Here is a 15,533-nt window from a genome sequence, read left to right on the forward strand (position 1 = left end):
ATGCATTCAACGTTGATAAAAACAATAAATAATAAAAATTTATAAATGATGTTATCCCTTCATGTTGGTTTTTAATAGTGTTAATAACATTTCCATAAATTGTTCTTTATCACCTTGTAATGTTGAAAAAAAATCTTTATCTATTTGTTCAACTAAAGGTACAGTTTCATTTGCTTTATTCAATCCTTTTTGTGTTAATTGAATGGATTTTGCTCGACTATCTTTAATTGAGCAAGAGCGTTTTATATAATCCTTTTTTTCTAAATTCTCTAATATTTGGGAAATTGTCATCACATCGATATTTGTTTTATTTGATAAAATAATTTGTGTTATTTCATCTAGTCGCTGTGATAGATAAGCAAGCGTTGCAAGCACTATAAATTGAGGATGAGTGATAGACTGTTTTTTCAAGCAATTTTTGATATTCGTATGCCAGGACGAATAAGTTTTCATAAAAATAAAACCAATAGATTCAGAATCAGTTTGGAATTGAGTCAAAAACTTATTGTCCTTTGTCATAATTTACCCTTCAACTAAGCCATTTAATTTGTAAGTTTTATCTATAATATCATCTGAAATCTGTTTTATAAAATCATAGGATGCTTTAGTATCCATTTTTGGATCCGGTTTTAGAGAAATTTCTGATTTTAATGCATATTGATTATGCGATATTTCAATAATTTGATGTGAGAAAAACAGTAAACCTATTTCAGGCATATCAAATTGCTCTGTAAATTCTTGCTTATCAATAATCTTTGATAAAGTCACTTCCATTTCCGGTATATTTTGTAATTTGAAAATACCTTTAGACCCTGTTTTTAAGTCACCAAATATACGAAAGTCTTCAAGATCAGTTTCCCATAATTTTCTTAAATTAAGATCAGTATAGTATTGCCAAATTTGAGTTGGTTTAGCTTTGGTTGGTAATATGAAAGAAATTGAAATGGTATTCATAGCGTCTCCTTTTGATAAGTTAACTTATTATAAGTCTACTTATTAATTAAGTAAAGAGAATTCAATTTTTTTGATTTGTTGACCTATTACAAGGTTAATTTGATGACCATGATATTGAATTCTGTAATAAGATGATTTCGAAATTATTAATAATATAAAATATTTATAATTGTTTTTAATTAATGCTCTCAATTTAATTGGTAAATGGTACAATATCAGCCTGATTTTGTATTAGTTCATAGTTTAGGAATAAAATTGATGAAAAAAGACATCCACCAACAGCGCATATTAATCCTCGATTTTGGTTCACAAGTTACTCAATTAATTGCTCGACGTATTCGTGAAATTGGTGTGTACTGTGAACTTTGGCCGTGGGATGTATCAGAAGAGAAAATCAAACAATTTAATCCTAAAGGTATTATTTTATCAGGTGGTCCTGAAAGTACCACCGATGATAATAGTCCTCGTGCTCCCGAGTATGTTTTTAATGCTGGCATACCTGTTTTGGGTATTTGTTATGGCATGCAGACTATGGCAATTCAAGTTGGTAAAGGCGGTCAAGTCACTGGCTCTAACCAACGTGAATTTGGTTATGCTAAAGTGGATCTTATTGGATCGTCAAAATTAACTGATGGTATTTTGGATAGTACAAGCGAACAAGGCATTAATCAACTTGATGTCTGGATGAGCCACGGTGACAAAGTAACAACCTTGCCTGATTGTTTTACACTAATTGGTCGTACTGAAACTTGTCCATTTGCTATTATGGCTAATGACGAAAAACAATTTTATGGTGTTCAATTCCACCCAGAAGTGACTCACACTGTTAAAGGTTTCGAGTTATTGCAACGTTTTGTGATTGATATCTGTCACTGCGAAAAACTTTGGACACCATCTTCAATTATTACCGATGCTATTGCTCGAATTAAAGAACAGGTTGGCAATGACAAAGTATTACTTGGCTTATCAGGAGGGGTTGATTCTTCTGTTACAGCATTGTTATTACACCAAGCTATCGGAGATCAATTAACTTGTGTATTTGTTGATCATGGTTTGTTACGTTTGAACGAAGCTCAACAAGTTATGGATATGTTTGGTAATAAATTTGGCTTAAATATCATAGCTGTAAATGCTGAAGATCGCTTTTTAGCTGCACTAAAAGGTGAAGCAGATCCTGAAGCAAAACGTAAAATTATCGGGCGTGAATTTGTTGCTGTATTTGATGAAGAGGCGGCAAAATTAAAAGATGTAAAATGGTTAGCTCAAGGTACTATCTATCCAGATGTTATTGAATCGGCTGCTGCTGATACTGGCAAAGCCCATGTAATTAAATCACATCATAATGTAGGCGGATTACCAGAAGATATGAAAATGGGCTTAGTTGAGCCACTGCGCGAATTATTTAAAGATGAAGTCCGTAAAGTGGGTTTAGAACTTGGATTACCTTATGACATGCTTTACCGTCATCCATTTCCTGGTCCAGGTCTTGGCGTGCGTGTACTTGGTGAGGTTAAAAAAGAGTATTGCGACTTGTTACGTCAAGCTGATGCTATTTTTATTGAAGAACTTTATAAAGCTAATCTATACCACAAAGTAAGTCAAGCCTTTACTGTGTTCTTACCTGTTCGTTCAGTAGGTGTAATGGGGGATGGTCGTAAATATGATTGGGTTGTATCCTTGCGTGCAGTTGAAACCATCGATTTTATGACGGCTCATTGGGCTCAGTTACCTTATGATTTCCTAGGACGAGTTTCAAATCGAATTATCAACGAAGTTAATGGTATTTCTCGTGTCGTATATGATATAAGCGGAAAACCGCCAGCGACTATTGAATGGGAATAATTGTATTTAATATCACGTAATCTCATATTGTCTTTTTTTGTTATTTTAAGCCTTGTTTATCAAGGCCTTTTAACCTCATTTAATCCCACTTAGACTCAACTTTTTTAGAGGTATCTTTAATCAGGAATAAATACACTAACAAAAACTAAGTTTAAATTAGTAAAACAAAAGGAAAAAATAAAAATTCCATTTTGATTGTATGTTGCATTTTCTAAAATTGGGATAAACCCTTTTTCAAATTAGGTATTTGATAAGCGCATTATTTACTAGAATTATTTACAATAATTTGAGAAACTACTGTAATAAATATACATAAAAAAACAAAACTAACGCCTTATCACAGACAAGAGATATGGTGCTTATATCACAAAGAAAAAATAACGGTGACTGATTAGGCAAAATATCTGATTAAGTTTGAACTACCGCAAATTAATAGCTTACAAAGTCCTGTTACAATATAGCTTAAATCGTAAGATATTTCTTTAGAATCAACACATACACCATAATGTATCATACCAAACTTAATTAGTTTGAATCTTGCTTGTAATGGCGTCCCCTACAGGATTCGAACCTGTGACCTACGGCTTAGAAGGCCGTTGCTCTATCCAGCTGAGCTAAGGAGACTTAGATAGGTTTTTTATTTAGATGTTGTGTATTATATAAAGCTATTTCGATACGTCAATGATTTTTAATGGCCTATTATATCGGATTGATAAAATATCATCAATTTGGTTTTTTATTAGAGTCGTTGATGTTTTGTATTAATCATAAAATTTCTTTACATTTTTAACTATTAGCAAATTATATAATAGGCCTATGTAATTAAATGTCGAATATTGTTGTTAATAATATTCAGTTTTTATACATTCTAGTAATTAATTTTGGTATAGTAATATCTAGCTATGATTTAGTTAAATGATGACTTATAATGCTTTTTTAGCAATCTTTTCCAGTAGACAGTTATTATGACTCCCAAATTGTCCTTTAAGGTATCTTTTATCAACTGAAAGATGAAAATAGAGCCTAAAAGATTATTAGAGAAATAATTTTTTTAACTTTTTGTTTTATTTTTATAAAATACAATAGACGTTGCTATTACCGAACCAATTAATAATATACCACTTAATACAAAATTGCTTTGCCATCCCAGATAATCAAAAAACAATCCGCCTATCGTTGAACCTATCGCAATTGATGATTGAATTACTGCAACCATTAGTCCTCCACCAATTTCTGCATCTTTGGGTAATGTTTGTGCTATCCATGCCCACCACCCAGTTGGTGCGGCCGTAGCAAACAATCCCCATAAACTGAATAAAGTAGCTACAGTCCAGATGTGACTACTAGTTAAAAATAAACCTATGATAATGACAGTCATTATTAAAGAAATCATCATTAGTGTTTGATAGAGTTTAGTTTTCAGAAAGGTTGCAATTACCATTGTTCCAATAAAACCAGCGACACCTATAGCAAGTAAAATTAAAGATAGATTAAAATTATCTACCTTAGCCACTGTTTCTAGAAAAGGGCGCACATAGGTGAATAAAGTAAACTGTCCCATGAAAAATAATCCACATGCCAGTAAGCCTATAGATAGAATTGGTTTTTTTAGCAGTTGAAGCATAGGCTTGTTAGGTTGATTTTCTTTATAGGTTTTCATAGTAGGCAGGCTAATGCATTGCCAAATAAATGCAAAAATAGCAAGGGGAATGATACAAATAAATGCTCCACGCCAGCCTATTGTTTCTCCTAAGTAGCTTCCCAGTGGTGCGGCTATAATTGTCGCAAGAGCATTACCGCCATTGAAAATAGCTAGAGCCTTAGGTACTTGATGGTGTGGCACCAAACGAATGGCCGTTGCAGCTGACATTGACCAGAATCCACCGATAGCAATACCAATCAGTGCTCTTCCCAGAATATAAACCAAGTAATAGGATGTGATAGCGATAACTAGCCCGGATAAAGCCATTAAAAACGTAAAAAATAGTAACAGTAGTTTTCGATCTAAGTTTCCTGTAAATTTATGAATGGTCAGACTAGTTAGTACTGCTAGTATACCTGATATAGCAATGCCTTGACCTGCTTGTCCATCGGTAATTTGTAAATCTCTGGCAATAGGTGTCAGCAGGCTTACAGGTAAAAATTCTGAAGCAATTAATACAAAAACGCATAGCGTCATAGAAAATATACCGCTCCAGTGTGTGTATGTTTTATTGTTTGGTATATTGAGATTTTTTTTAGACATTATAGCTCTATCCTCATACCTTTTTAACCGGCCGATTTGCATTAAGGGCAAATGTTGTTTCTGGATATAGTAGTTATAAAGTTGATAAAAACAAAATATTAGAAATAACATTTTTGTCATTTATATAATGATAAAAGCCATCAGTAAATACAGCTAATTTTGTTAGGATGGCTAATATCTATCCTTATAATTTTAAGTTGGTCTTAAAAAACTGTTCAAATTTAGTAAATGGTATTTTTCCTGTGGTATTGTCATATAAATCGACATGATTTGCCTCAGAAACAATTACCAATTCTTTTTCCTTGCCGCCGACCATTTTATAAGCATCCTCAGCAAAATAACGAGAATGAGCCTTTTCACCAGTAACAATTAATGTGGGAATAGTAATTTCATTTGCATAGCTTAGTAGTGGCATATTCATAAATGAAAGAGGCATTGTTGCATTCCAAGCTCCAACCGAATTAATAGAACGAGGATGAAAACCACGAGGCATTCGGTAGTAATTATAAAACTCTTTCAACACTGGAGGCGGATTTCCTGGTAATGTTTCTGGCAAAATACGTTTAGAAGCACTGACTTTACCTTTTTCATCGACATAAATATCATGTCCACCTAATGTAGGAATACCTGTTTTAGCATCTTCCCAACGTTGTTCGTTCAGATATTGTAAAACAGAATGTCGATCAGCTGTTGAATAACGATCTTTCCTATCACCAACCCCATGAGCCATTGCACGACTCATATCGTACATTACACTCGTTGCAACAGCCTTTACACGAGTATCCATCGCTGCATTGTTTAATGCCATACCGCCCCAGCCACAAATGCCGAGCAGTCCAATACGATTACGATCCACCTCTTTTTGTAGACCAAGAAAATCAACTGCAGCACTAAAATCCTCGGTATTGATATCGGGAGAAGCAACATTACGTGGGTAGCCACCACTTTCTCCGGTATAAGATGGATCAAAAGCCAACGTAATAAAATCTTGTTCGGCTAGTGTTTGAGCGTATAGCCCGCTCGCTTGTTCTTTTACTGCACCAAAAGGGCCGCTGATTGCGATTGCAGCTAATTTGCATTCATTTTGATTTTTGGGAATATAAAGATCGCCGACTAATATAATTCCATAACGGTTCTGAAAGGCGACTTTACGGTGATTAACTTTTTTACTTTTAGGAAAGGTCTTGTCCCATTTTTCGAACAGAGATAAAGGTGAAATTTGATTTATCTTATCAGTACTCATAGTTATAACCCCACTTATTAGTGTGAATAGTATAGTAGTAGGTGGAACAAATTTTGCTAAAAGCTCTTGTTAATCATTTCTTTTACTGATTTAGGTTATATTTAGATAACACAGCAGAAATTGTATTAGTAATTATTATAATTAATATTAATAGTATTGATTAGTGGGGAAAAAATGCTAAGATTAATACTAAATTGTTATAAATAAGAGTAAAAAAATACTTTGCTAACTAAGCGAGAAAACTACAATGATCTTTACCTGTTTATGATTGTTGTACAGGAAGGAAGCTTTACCGCTGCAGCAAAACGGCTTGGGCTTGCACAATCAGGGATAAGTCGTTCTATCCGTGAGCTTGAAAAGCGCCTTGGTTTACAGCTTTTGGTTCGCACAACGCGCAAATTATCTCTGACGCAGGCGGGTGGACAATTTTATCAAAAAGTACTGTCTGGATTTGATGCATTAAATGACGGACTAACCTCTCTAGCTTATTATCGTAATACTCCATCAGGTACTGTTCGCATCAATGCTAGCCAGCATGTTATAGATAAAGTGCTATTACCTAAGTTAGCGGTTTTTCAACAACTTTATCCTGATATCCGATTGGAACTTATCAATGAAAGCAGGTTTGTTGATATTATTTCTGAGCGATTTGATGCCGGTGTGCGCCTAGGTCCAGAAATTAACGATGGCATGGTTGCTGTACGTATTTACCCAGATATGGAAATGGCAATTGTTGGCACTCCCGACCACTTTCGTCGCTATGGATTTCCACAAATACCAGCAGATTTAGTGGCACATCCTTGCATTGCATATCAGCTTGGTGACGGAAGTTTGTACTCGTGGGAGCTTTATCAAGATGGCGAAAAAATTACCCACCGACCTGAGGGAAAATGGGTTTTTGCTGATAGTTATTTGGAAGCTAAAGCTGCTCGCTTGGGATTGGGGTTAGCCTATGTACCAGAAGAATTGGTAGCGGATGATATAGAAAAAGGCGTTTTCATTAGAGTGCTACAGCGTTTTAGTCTTAAGCTCGAAGCATCGTATATCTATTACCCTAATAGAAATATATCTCCTGCGCTACGAGCTGTTATTGACGCATTGAAAATTTAAAGAGAGATTAAATTGTCTACATTTGATTATTTGTAATTTGTAATAGTCCTTATTTAATTTGATATTTGAGTTATTTTATAACGCAAAAGGGGATGCTAGAAATGAATCAAACAACAAAAATCATTAAACCTAAATTAGGACTTTAAAAATAAAATTATTGCCACTAACTCTTGTCTTAATTATTACTTTTTAATTGGAGCGGGAAACGAGGTTCGAACTCGCGACCCCGACCTTGGCAAGGTCGTGCTCTACCAACTGAGCTATTCCCGCATAGGTAAGAAGTGGTGCCCGGGGCGAGACTTGAACTCGCACGGCCAAAAAGGCCGAGGGATTTTAAATCCCTTGTGTCTACCGATTTCACCACCCGGGCTCAAAATTAATTACTAAAAAGTAATTTGTTTTGAATGCTGTGCATTTTACCGATCTTATGGTTTCAGTCAATAAAAATTTTAAATAAATCGTTTAATTGCTCAATGTTTGACTGATTAACAATTTAAATAGAAGTTATTGGTTGGTTTTGAAGGGGATGAGTAATTTTGTTTACTAGAATTTATCAACAAAATTACTCGAATAAAAACATGCTTAGGTAGAAATATTAACTAAAAGTTATTATTCTTCTAATAAATCGCTATGTGCTATCCATAAATATTGCAACATTGATAATAGCGTTAATACTGTTGCAATAAACAATGCTGCAAGACCTGCGTAAATAACAATGTCACAAGGACGCCAAAGTAGCCAAGTTAATGCTGTCATTTGTGCTATCGTTTTGATTTTCCCAATTGACGAAACAGCTACATTGTTACGTTTACCAATTTCAGCCATCCATTCCCGTAAGGCCGATATTATAATTTCTCGTGAAACAATAATAATTGCAGGGATTGAGATCCACCATGATTGATAATATTGTGTAATTAAAACAAGCGCTATTGTTACTATGATTTTGTCGGCGACTGGATCTAAAAATGCGCCAAACTTGGTTGTCTGTCCTAGGCGGCGAGCAAGATAACCATCTAATACATCAGTCACGGCCGCAATTAAAAAAATTAATGCAGAGAAAAAACCAGACCATTCATGAGGGAACAAATAAAATGCCAGCACAAAAAAAGGAATTAAAATAACTCGAAATAGTGTTAAAAATGTTGGAAAATTAATTTTCATGTGACAAAAGCTCTTTTTTTATTTTATTAATCAATGCATTATAGATTAATAAAAAACAGTATTTTCTTAATGATTATGTTGCCTGAAATATGTTATTTTTTCAATGGGTTATTGTTGTAAATTTAGATAAATTTTTTCAGCTAATTGTTTTGATATACCTTGTACTTGCGCTATTTCATCAATACTGGCATTTTTTAACTCTCTTAATCCACCAAAATGTTTCAGTAGTGCTTGACGCCTTTTAGCGCCAATACCTTCAATATGTTCTAAGGCGCTGTCGGTTAATTGTTTTGTCCCTTTTTTACGTTGACCAACAATAGCATGATCATGTGATGCATTTCTTATTTGCTGAATGAGTAATAGTGCAGGGGAATGATCATCAAGATAATGTCCTGTACCATGAGCTTCAAAAAAGAGGGTTTCTAATCCTTCTTTACGATCAGCTCCTTTAGCAACACCAATTAGTATAGGATGATTTTTGTTCCAATTTACCTCTAATTGTTCAAATACCTTTAGAGCTTGATTAAGTTGCCCTTTACCACCGTCAATAAAAATAATATCAGGAACTTTTTCATCGGGTAGTTCTTTTTTACTGTAACGGCGCGTTAAGACTTGTTCCATTGCCGCATAATCATCGCCAGGTGTGATACCAGTAATATTATAACGACGGAATTCAGATTTAACAGGTCCTTTATCATCAAATACAACACAAGATGCAATCGTGTTTTTACCCATAAAGTGGCTGATATCAAAACATTCCATTCGGTTAATTTTATCGATTCCCAAAAAAGATTTTAATGCGTCATATCGTTGTTTTATTGTAGAATTTTCTAATAGCTTATTTTTAACTTCAGTTTGAGCGTTTACTGTTGCAATATTGAGTAATTTAAGATTATCTCCTTTAGGTTCATCAATGAGTTTAACTTGATGCTCTGCAATAAGTGACAGTGTCTCTTCCATTGGTTGTTTATCTGATAATGAAAAATTGAGTAAAATTTTTCTCGGAATATTTCTATTCTGGTTACCTTGTAGATAAAATTGTCCTAAAAAAGTTTCTATAACTTCTTCTAGTTCTGTATTTGATGGTACTTTAGGAAAGTATGATCGATGACCAAAAGTTTGCCCATTCCGAATAAACAGTACATAGATACAAGCTAATCCTAATTCATAATGGAATCCAATAACATCAAGATTATCATTATTATTGTATATTGCTTGTTTTTCATTAATGTGTTTTATTGCTTGAAGTTGATCACGCAAAACCGCTGCTTTTTCAAAGTTGAGTTCGCTACTAGCTTTTTGCATATCTTCAGTTATTTTTTGTATTATCTGATCTGATTGACCAGATAAAAATAATCTAACATAGTTAACTTGTTCTAGGTAATCTTCATCACTGACTAATCCAGACACACAAGGCCCTAAGCAACGTTTAATTTGATATTGTAGGCAGGGGCGAGTTCGGTTGCGATAGGTTGAATTTAAACACTGTCTTATTGGAAATGTTTTTTGTAATAAAGCTAATATTTGCTTTACTGCATATCCACTTGGATAAGGGCCAAAAAATTCATCTTTTTTTCGATTGACCGCACCACGATAAAGAGACAATTGCGGATGTTGTTCTTTGCTTAACTTTATAAAAGGGTAACTTTTGTCATCTTTTAACAGTACATTGTATCGGGGTTGATACTTTTTAATATAAGTCTGTTCAAGCAGTAAGGCTTCGGTTTCGGTATTGGTAATTGTAAATTCAATATGATGGATATGACTAACGAGCATATCCGTTTTTAGCGTTTTTTTACTATTATTAAAGTAACTTTTTAAGCGATTATTAAGATCTTTAGCCTTTCCCACATAAATAATCGTCTGTTTATCATTAAACATTTGATAAATTCCTGGCTTATGTGGAACTGTTTTTAAAAAAGATGCTGAATCAAATTGGCTCATATTAGTTTTCAAATTTGAGGGCTTTTTTCTCTATAATCCTCATAATGGTGCTAAGTAAACCATTTATCAAGAGATATATTAACCCAGCAGCAATAAAAATAGTGAAATCATAATAATCCGCATTCAATTCATTGCTGTAGCCCATAACATCCATAACAGGAATCATTGATGCTAATGCTGTGCCTTTTACTACAAAGACAACTTCATTTGAATAAGTCGAAAGGGCTCTTTTTAATGCATAAGGCAAAACAACTTTTAAAGTTTGTTTTTTATTCATGCCAAGTGCTTCACAAGCTTGCCACTGTCCTTTAGGTAAGGCTTTTAATGAACCATAAAAAATTTGAGTTGTATAGGCGGCACTATTGAGTGTTAATGTTAAATAGGCACAAAACCAAGGCGAAGAAATAATGTTATAAAACGTCGGTATTTTGATTAAAATATCTCTAAATTGTGATGGCCCATAATAAATTAGTAAAAGTTGTACTAGTAAAGGTGTACCTGTAAATATAATGATATATGTGCGTATAACTTTATTTAATATAAAGTTATTTAATGACAATATGCATGATAGACAAGCAGCAATCAATCCAGCAGATAAAATACCCAAAATACCTAAACTTAATGTATCGGGTAAACCTTGGGCAATGATGTTAAGGTAATGAATAAAATTATCAGACATAATACGGCCTTACTAACTTTTCGCTGATGTAGGTTGTTCAAAATAGGTTGAGCGTTTTTCAATACGCGTTATAACCTTTTGACTTAAAATTGAGATAATTAGATAAATGATCATTGCAACAAAATACCATAAAAAAGGTTGGTTGGTTCGCGCGATGATAGTTTTGGTTTGCATCATTAAATCATCAATTGCAATTGCTGAAACTAATGCGGTGTCTTTTAACAAAATTAACCACTGATTACTTAATCCAGGCAAGGCATGACGCCACATTTGTGGCATTATAATACGAAGAAACGTGCGTGATTTACTTAACCCAAGTACTTGAGCTGCTTGTTTTTGTCCGTTAGAAATTGCTTTAAATGCACCGCGTAACGTTTGAGAGGCATAAACAGCGTATAAAAGTGATAGTGCTGCAACACCGCATAAAAAAGGACTAATATTAAAATCTTGAATATCTAATTGTATCGTCAACGACAAATAATAAAGATCGATTGTGAAACCATCATTTAATAATATTAATAATAGTGGTAATCCGTTATAAATAGCTACCACAATTAATAATTCAGGTAACGCGCGAATTGTTAAGTTAAATAAGGACATTGCCCACGCAACGGGTTTAAATGGAACAGATTCTAGTATTGAGAAAATTAAAGCGAAAACAATTCCGATAATTAATGATACAAAGGCCAATGATAATGTGATACCTGTTGCTTGTATAAGCGGCAAAATATACCCATCCATTAACGATGAGATCCATATCATTTTATTTGCAAAAAAATCAAACATAAAAAAACCAAGGTTAATTTAAAAAATAAATTCGCCGCAAGATAATGCGGCGAGATTATCATTGTTATATTTATTTAAAAATATAGTTTATTTATTAAACCATTTTTTATAGATAGCATCTAACTCACCGTTAGCTTTTAATTTATCTATTGCTTGATCGAATTGGTTAAGTAATTTTTCGTTCCCCTTACGGATAGCAATTCCTAAACCTTCACCAAAATAGTCGTGGTCAGTGATTTTATCGCTTAAAGCAACAATATCTGCCTCTTTGCCTAGCCATTCGCCAGCTACGATTGAGCTTGAAACTATTGCATCAATTCTCTTCGCTTTTAAATCTAAAATAGCGTACTGATAACTATCATAGCTAACCGCTTTCATATCTGGGAATTTATCACTTAAATATTTAGGATAAGTTGTTCCTTTTTGTAGACCAACTCGTTTACCTTTTAGTTGATCGAGACTAGTCAATGTATCTTTCAATGTAACAAATTGGATTGAGCTATCATCATAATAAATTTTAGTAAAATCAACTTGTTTTTGTCGTTCTGGCGTAATATCAATTCCGGCTATAGCAGCATCAATTCGACGAGTTTTTAAGCTAGGAATTAAACCATCAAATGATTGATTGACAATTTTGCATGAAACTTTTATTTCATCACAAATCTTATTAATCACATCAATATCAAAGCCGATGATTTCATTTTTTTCATTAGTAAATTCAAAAGGCGCATAAGTTGCTTCTGTTCCGATTGTTAAGGTGTCTGCTGCTTGAGCTACAAAAGCTGTTCCTGCAAGACAAATGGCTAGTAACGTTTTTTTCATATATCCACCTAATTTTATTTTAATTAATGTGACAAATAAGCTTTAAACTCTTCAGTTTTAGGATGAGCAAAACATTCGAGTTGTCCTCGCTCAATAATTTTACCTTGCTCCATATAAATTACTTGTGAAGCAATTTTGCGTGCAAAATCAACTTCATGCGTAACTATAATTTGTGTAATACCTGTTTGAGATAGCTCATTGATAATTTCGGCAATTTGCGATGTAATTGCTGGATCTAATGCTGCTGTAGGTTCATCGAATAATAATATTTGAGGTTCCATCATTAACGCTCTAGCAATAGCGACACGTTGCTGTTGTCCACCTGAGAGGTGAAGCGGGTAGCGTTGTGCCATATCATCAATTTGCAATCTTTGTAATATCGCCATTGCTTTATCGCAAGCTTCTTTTTTAGATAACTTTAATACTTGGCAAGGTGCTTCAATCAAATTTTCTAGTACCGTCAAATGCGGCCATAAATTATAGTTTTGAAATACCATGCCTACATTTTTACGGAGATGTCTAATTGTTGATTCACTAATTTTTTCAGAAAAATCAAAATGAGTGTTAGCAATAGTCATCTGCCCTGATCTAGGTATTTCAAGTAAGTTAAAAACTTTTAATAAAGAGCTTTTTCCTGCTCCACTTTGACCAAGTAATACAATGGTTTCACCAAGTGGATAGCAGAGTGAAACATCATTTAAGGCCTGATGTTTACCATAAAAACAGTTAATATGGTTTAATTCAATATTCATTGTTAGTTATACATTTTTTTGATGCTAAAGTTGATTAAATATTACTTTTTTCTGCATAAAAATGCAATCTAATTTATTAGACAAGTCCTCTTTTGTCTGGTTTTTATACTTAAAGATGCACTTTCCTGAAAGTTTTTACAATCTTTTGTTATTTAGGATGGTTATTGAGCATTAGATAAAATAGGAATTACAGGACCAAGATATCTAGGTTCTTTTTTTAGAATATAAAGATCAATAAATGCACTAACACGCGCAAACATTTCGCGGATACGGACTAACTTCATATTTTTAGGGGAGGGTACAGCAAAACATTGCGCTTGTATGTCTTGTGCAAGTGCAATAAAAATAGCTCGTTCGCAATGAAACTCTTGAGTGATAATAGTAAAATTATTTGCATCAAATACTTTATTGGCACGAACCACCGAATCGAAAGTTCTAAAACCTGCATAATCCAAAACGATCACATTGCTAGGAATTCCAGCTTTTATCAAATCCTTCTTCATAGTAATTGGTTCGTTGTAGCTTAAAAGAGCGTTATCACCACTTAATAATAAATAATCAACTTTGTTTTGCCAATAAAGATCAATTGCTCCATCAATACGATTACGATAAAAATCATTTAAACCTCCTCCTCGAACATATTTCGATGTTCCAAGTACAACACCAATAGTTCGGTAAGGAAGTTTGTTTTCATCATGATAAATATAAGGAGCTGTTTTATAGCTGACCCAATAATCTAAAACCACAATAGCAGTTATTGAAATCAAGCAGAAACTAGCAATATAAGCAATAAGCTTTTTTAATTTCATGCTAAAACCAGTTAAAAATAAATACCATTATTGGAAATAAAAAAGGTGCTGTCAATGAGGTCATAACACCACATAAAACTAATGATAACGAACTATACGCACCTTCGTTATAATCAACTTCAATACAACGGGCAGTGCCGACAGCATGTGAAACAGCACCGATAGCTAATCCTCTTGCTGGTGCTGATTTTATTCTTACTAAATTTAATATTTGATGTCCAAATATACCGCCTAATGTTCCAACTAATATCACGCATAATGCAGCTATTGACGGTACACCATCTTGATTACTTGCAATTGTTACTGCAATGGCAGTAGTAACAGATTTAGGTAGCACAGATGCAGCAATCTCGATACTTCCACCTAACCAAAATACAATACAAACACCGGTTATCATTGAAGCAAGCGATGCGGTAAAAGTAATAATCATTATTGACTTCCAACGCGCTTTAATTTGGGGGATAAGTTCATATAAAGGATAGGCGAGAGCAACAACAGAATAAGGCAATAGGTTATTAATGATTTGTACGTTGTCAACGTATTGTGTATAACTGGTGTTTGTTATCAGTAAAATTGGAATTAATACTATGACCGTAATCACTAGGGGATTAAATAACGGATTTTTTATTTTAAATGATATTTTTCTAATAATGAAGAAAATAAAAAGCGTTAATGATAGCATCCATATCATAGCTGATTGACCTCACCTTTTGGTGATGAAATTGTATTTTTTGCTGCGACTTTATGACATTGTTCCGTCAAAAATGCAGTTAGAATCAATACAATAAGAGAACCACCTACACAGCCAAATATAATCGGAACCCAATTTTGTAATAAAAGTGAATAATTATCCATAATCCCCATTGCTGCAGGAATAAATAACAATGTCATGTAACGCATGAATAGGTTACAGCTATTTTTGATCCAGCAAGTGGGAATTAACTGAAATGCAAGTAAGAAGAACAGGATCAATAAACCAATAATACTGCCAGGAATCATTATAGGTAATATTTTAGAAATAATATTACCTACCCATAAACAAAGAGTTAATATGACCAATCCACGACCATAACTAAAAAGAGTATAGTATAAAGAATATAGTCTATGTCTGATGGTGGCGTGCTTAGCTAGAAAATGTTTCATAACGTAAATGCTATTAATCTTAATTATAAATTATGACGGATGC

At 33.6% G+C, this 15,533-nt stretch carries 14 protein-coding genes, 3 tRNA genes and 1 pseudogene; 2 read left to right on the top strand and 16 right to left on the bottom strand.

The features are described from left to right. Window positions 1–51: 51 nt before the first annotated feature. Window positions 52–519, bottom strand: a complete 468-nt coding sequence (locus tag ACGH6S_RS05630; RefSeq protein WP_065589137.1) for a MarR family winged helix-turn-helix transcriptional regulator — start codon at window positions 517–519, stop codon at window positions 52–54. A 3-nt stretch (window positions 520–522) separates the two neighbouring features. Beyond that, on the bottom strand, window positions 523–954 hold the full coding sequence (locus ACGH6S_RS05635; RefSeq protein ID WP_085164065.1) for a hypothetical protein: 432 nt from the start codon (window positions 952–954) through the stop codon (window positions 523–525). A 258-nt stretch (window positions 955–1,212) separates the two neighbouring features. Here ACGH6S_RS05635 and guaA point away from each other — a divergent pair, with 258 nt between their 5' ends. Then, on the top strand, window positions 1,213–2,796 hold the full coding sequence (guaA, locus tag ACGH6S_RS05640; RefSeq protein WP_411578464.1) for a glutamine-hydrolyzing GMP synthase: 1,584 nt from the start codon (window positions 1,213–1,215) through the stop codon (window positions 2,794–2,796). 547 nt (window positions 2,797–3,343) lie between these two features. Here guaA and ACGH6S_RS05645 read toward each other — a convergent pair. From ACGH6S_RS05645 to ACGH6S_RS05655, 3 genes are all read right to left on the bottom strand, one after another. Beyond that, window positions 3,344–3,420 (bottom strand) — tRNA-Arg (locus ACGH6S_RS05645). A gap of 427 nt (window positions 3,421–3,847) precedes the next feature. Beyond that, complete coding sequence (locus tag ACGH6S_RS05650; protein ID WP_411578465.1) at window positions 3,848–5,041, bottom strand: MFS transporter; 1,194 nt, start codon at window positions 5,039–5,041, stop codon at window positions 3,848–3,850. A 184-nt stretch (window positions 5,042–5,225) separates the two neighbouring features. Further along, the gene (locus ACGH6S_RS05655) at window positions 5,226–6,317 is read right to left on the bottom strand and encodes an alpha/beta hydrolase (protein WP_411578474.1); all 1,092 of its coding nucleotides are present in this window, start codon (window positions 6,315–6,317) and stop codon (window positions 5,226–5,228) included. A 189-nt stretch (window positions 6,318–6,506) separates the two neighbouring features. Between ACGH6S_RS05655 and ACGH6S_RS05660 the strand changes: the two genes are divergently transcribed. Further along, window positions 6,507–7,394 (top strand): LysR family transcriptional regulator, encoded by an 888-nt coding sequence (locus ACGH6S_RS05660; protein WP_081296763.1) that lies wholly within the window; start codon window positions 6,507–6,509, stop codon window positions 7,392–7,394. A gap of 194 nt (window positions 7,395–7,588) precedes the next feature. Here the strand turns inward: ACGH6S_RS05660 and ACGH6S_RS05665 are convergent. From ACGH6S_RS05665 to ACGH6S_RS05715, 11 genes and pseudogenes are all read right to left on the bottom strand, one after another. Further along, window positions 7,589–7,664: transfer RNA gene (locus ACGH6S_RS05665), tRNA-Gly, on the bottom strand. A gap of 12 nt (window positions 7,665–7,676) precedes the next feature. Further along, window positions 7,677–7,764: transfer RNA gene (locus tag ACGH6S_RS05670), tRNA-Leu, on the bottom strand. Window positions 7,765–8,003: 239 nt separating this feature from the next. Beyond that, window positions 8,004–8,555 (bottom strand): CDP-diacylglycerol--glycerol-3-phosphate 3-phosphatidyltransferase, encoded by a 552-nt coding sequence (gene pgsA, locus ACGH6S_RS05675; RefSeq protein WP_034913104.1) that lies wholly within the window; start codon window positions 8,553–8,555, stop codon window positions 8,004–8,006. Between the two features lie 108 nt (window positions 8,556–8,663). Next, the gene (gene uvrC, locus ACGH6S_RS05680; protein WP_065575175.1) at window positions 8,664–10,499 is read right to left on the bottom strand and encodes an excinuclease ABC subunit UvrC; all 1,836 of its coding nucleotides are present in this window, start codon (window positions 10,497–10,499) and stop codon (window positions 8,664–8,666) included. Between the two features lies 1 nt (window position 10,500). Further along, entirely contained in the window at window positions 10,501–11,178 is a 678-nt protein-coding gene (gene artM / locus ACGH6S_RS05685; RefSeq protein ID WP_174798226.1) for an arginine ABC transporter permease ArtM, read from the bottom strand. A gap of 12 nt (window positions 11,179–11,190) precedes the next feature. Continuing rightward, a complete protein-coding gene (gene artQ, locus ACGH6S_RS05690; protein ID WP_411578466.1) occupies window positions 11,191–11,940 on the bottom strand; it encodes an arginine ABC transporter permease ArtQ in 750 nt (249 codons plus the stop codon). 111 nt (window positions 11,941–12,051) lie between these two features. Beyond that, window positions 12,052–12,786, bottom strand: coding sequence for a transporter substrate-binding domain-containing protein (locus tag ACGH6S_RS05695; protein ID WP_065560282.1), 735 nt, complete (start codon window positions 12,784–12,786; stop codon window positions 12,052–12,054). Window positions 12,787–12,809: 23 nt separating this feature from the next. Beyond that, window positions 12,810–13,538 (bottom strand): arginine ABC transporter ATP-binding protein ArtP, encoded by a 729-nt coding sequence (gene artP, locus ACGH6S_RS05700; protein ID WP_296210296.1) that lies wholly within the window; start codon window positions 13,536–13,538, stop codon window positions 12,810–12,812. A gap of 179 nt (window positions 13,539–13,717) precedes the next feature. Beyond that, window positions 13,718–14,347, bottom strand: a pseudogene (locus ACGH6S_RS05705) (ElyC/SanA/YdcF family protein); the annotation flags it as partial. Window position 14,348: 1 nt separating this feature from the next. Beyond that, the gene (locus tag ACGH6S_RS05710) at window positions 14,349–15,038 is read right to left on the bottom strand and encodes a CidB/LrgB family autolysis modulator (protein WP_174798228.1); all 690 of its coding nucleotides are present in this window, start codon (window positions 15,036–15,038) and stop codon (window positions 14,349–14,351) included. Beyond that, on the bottom strand, window positions 15,035–15,490 hold the full coding sequence (locus ACGH6S_RS05715; RefSeq protein WP_174798229.1) for a CidA/LrgA family protein: 456 nt from the start codon (window positions 15,488–15,490) through the stop codon (window positions 15,035–15,037). Before ACGH6S_RS05715 ends, ACGH6S_RS05710 begins: the two co-directional genes overlap by 4 nt. Between the last annotated feature and the right edge of the window lie 43 nt (window positions 15,491–15,533).

This window comes from Gilliamella sp. BG3, from assembly GCF_046635605.1.
GTDB lineage: Bacteria > Pseudomonadota > Gammaproteobacteria > Enterobacterales > Orbaceae > Gilliamella > Gilliamella bombi.

Coding starts and splice junctions, on each gene's coding strand:
- ACGH6S_RS05630 (WP_065589137.1), bottom strand. CDS start 519: ATGACAAAGGACAATAAGTTTTTGACTCAATTCCAAACTGATTCTGAA.
- artM (WP_174798226.1), bottom strand. CDS start 11,178: ATGTCTGATAATTTTATTCATTACCTTAACATCATTGCCCAAGGTTTA.
- ACGH6S_RS05635 (WP_085164065.1), bottom strand. CDS start 954: ATGAATACCATTTCAATTTCTTTCATATTACCAACCAAAGCTAAACCA.
- guaA (WP_411578464.1), top strand. CDS start 1,213: ATGAAAAAAGACATCCACCAACAGCGCATATTAATCCTCGATTTTGGT.
- ACGH6S_RS05695 (WP_065560282.1), bottom strand. CDS start 12,786: ATGAAAAAAACGTTACTAGCCATTTGTCTTGCAGGAACAGCTTTTGTA.
- ACGH6S_RS05650 (WP_411578465.1), bottom strand. CDS start 5,041: ATGTCTAAAAAAAATCTCAATATACCAAACAATAAAACATACACACAC.
- ACGH6S_RS05715 (WP_174798229.1), bottom strand. CDS start 15,490: ATGAAACATTTTCTAGCTAAGCACGCCACCATCAGACATAGACTATAT.
- artQ (WP_411578466.1), bottom strand. CDS start 11,940: ATGATATGGATCTCATCGTTAATGGATGGGTATATTTTGCCGCTTATA.
- ACGH6S_RS05710 (WP_174798228.1), bottom strand. CDS start 15,038: ATGATATGGATGCTATCATTAACGCTTTTTATTTTCTTCATTATTAGA.
- pgsA (WP_034913104.1), bottom strand. CDS start 8,555: ATGAAAATTAATTTTCCAACATTTTTAACACTATTTCGAGTTATTTTA.
- artP (WP_296210296.1), bottom strand. CDS start 13,538: ATGAATATTGAATTAAACCATATTAACTGTTTTTATGGTAAACATCAG.
- uvrC (WP_065575175.1), bottom strand. CDS start 10,499: ATGAGCCAATTTGATTCAGCATCTTTTTTAAAAACAGTTCCACATAAG.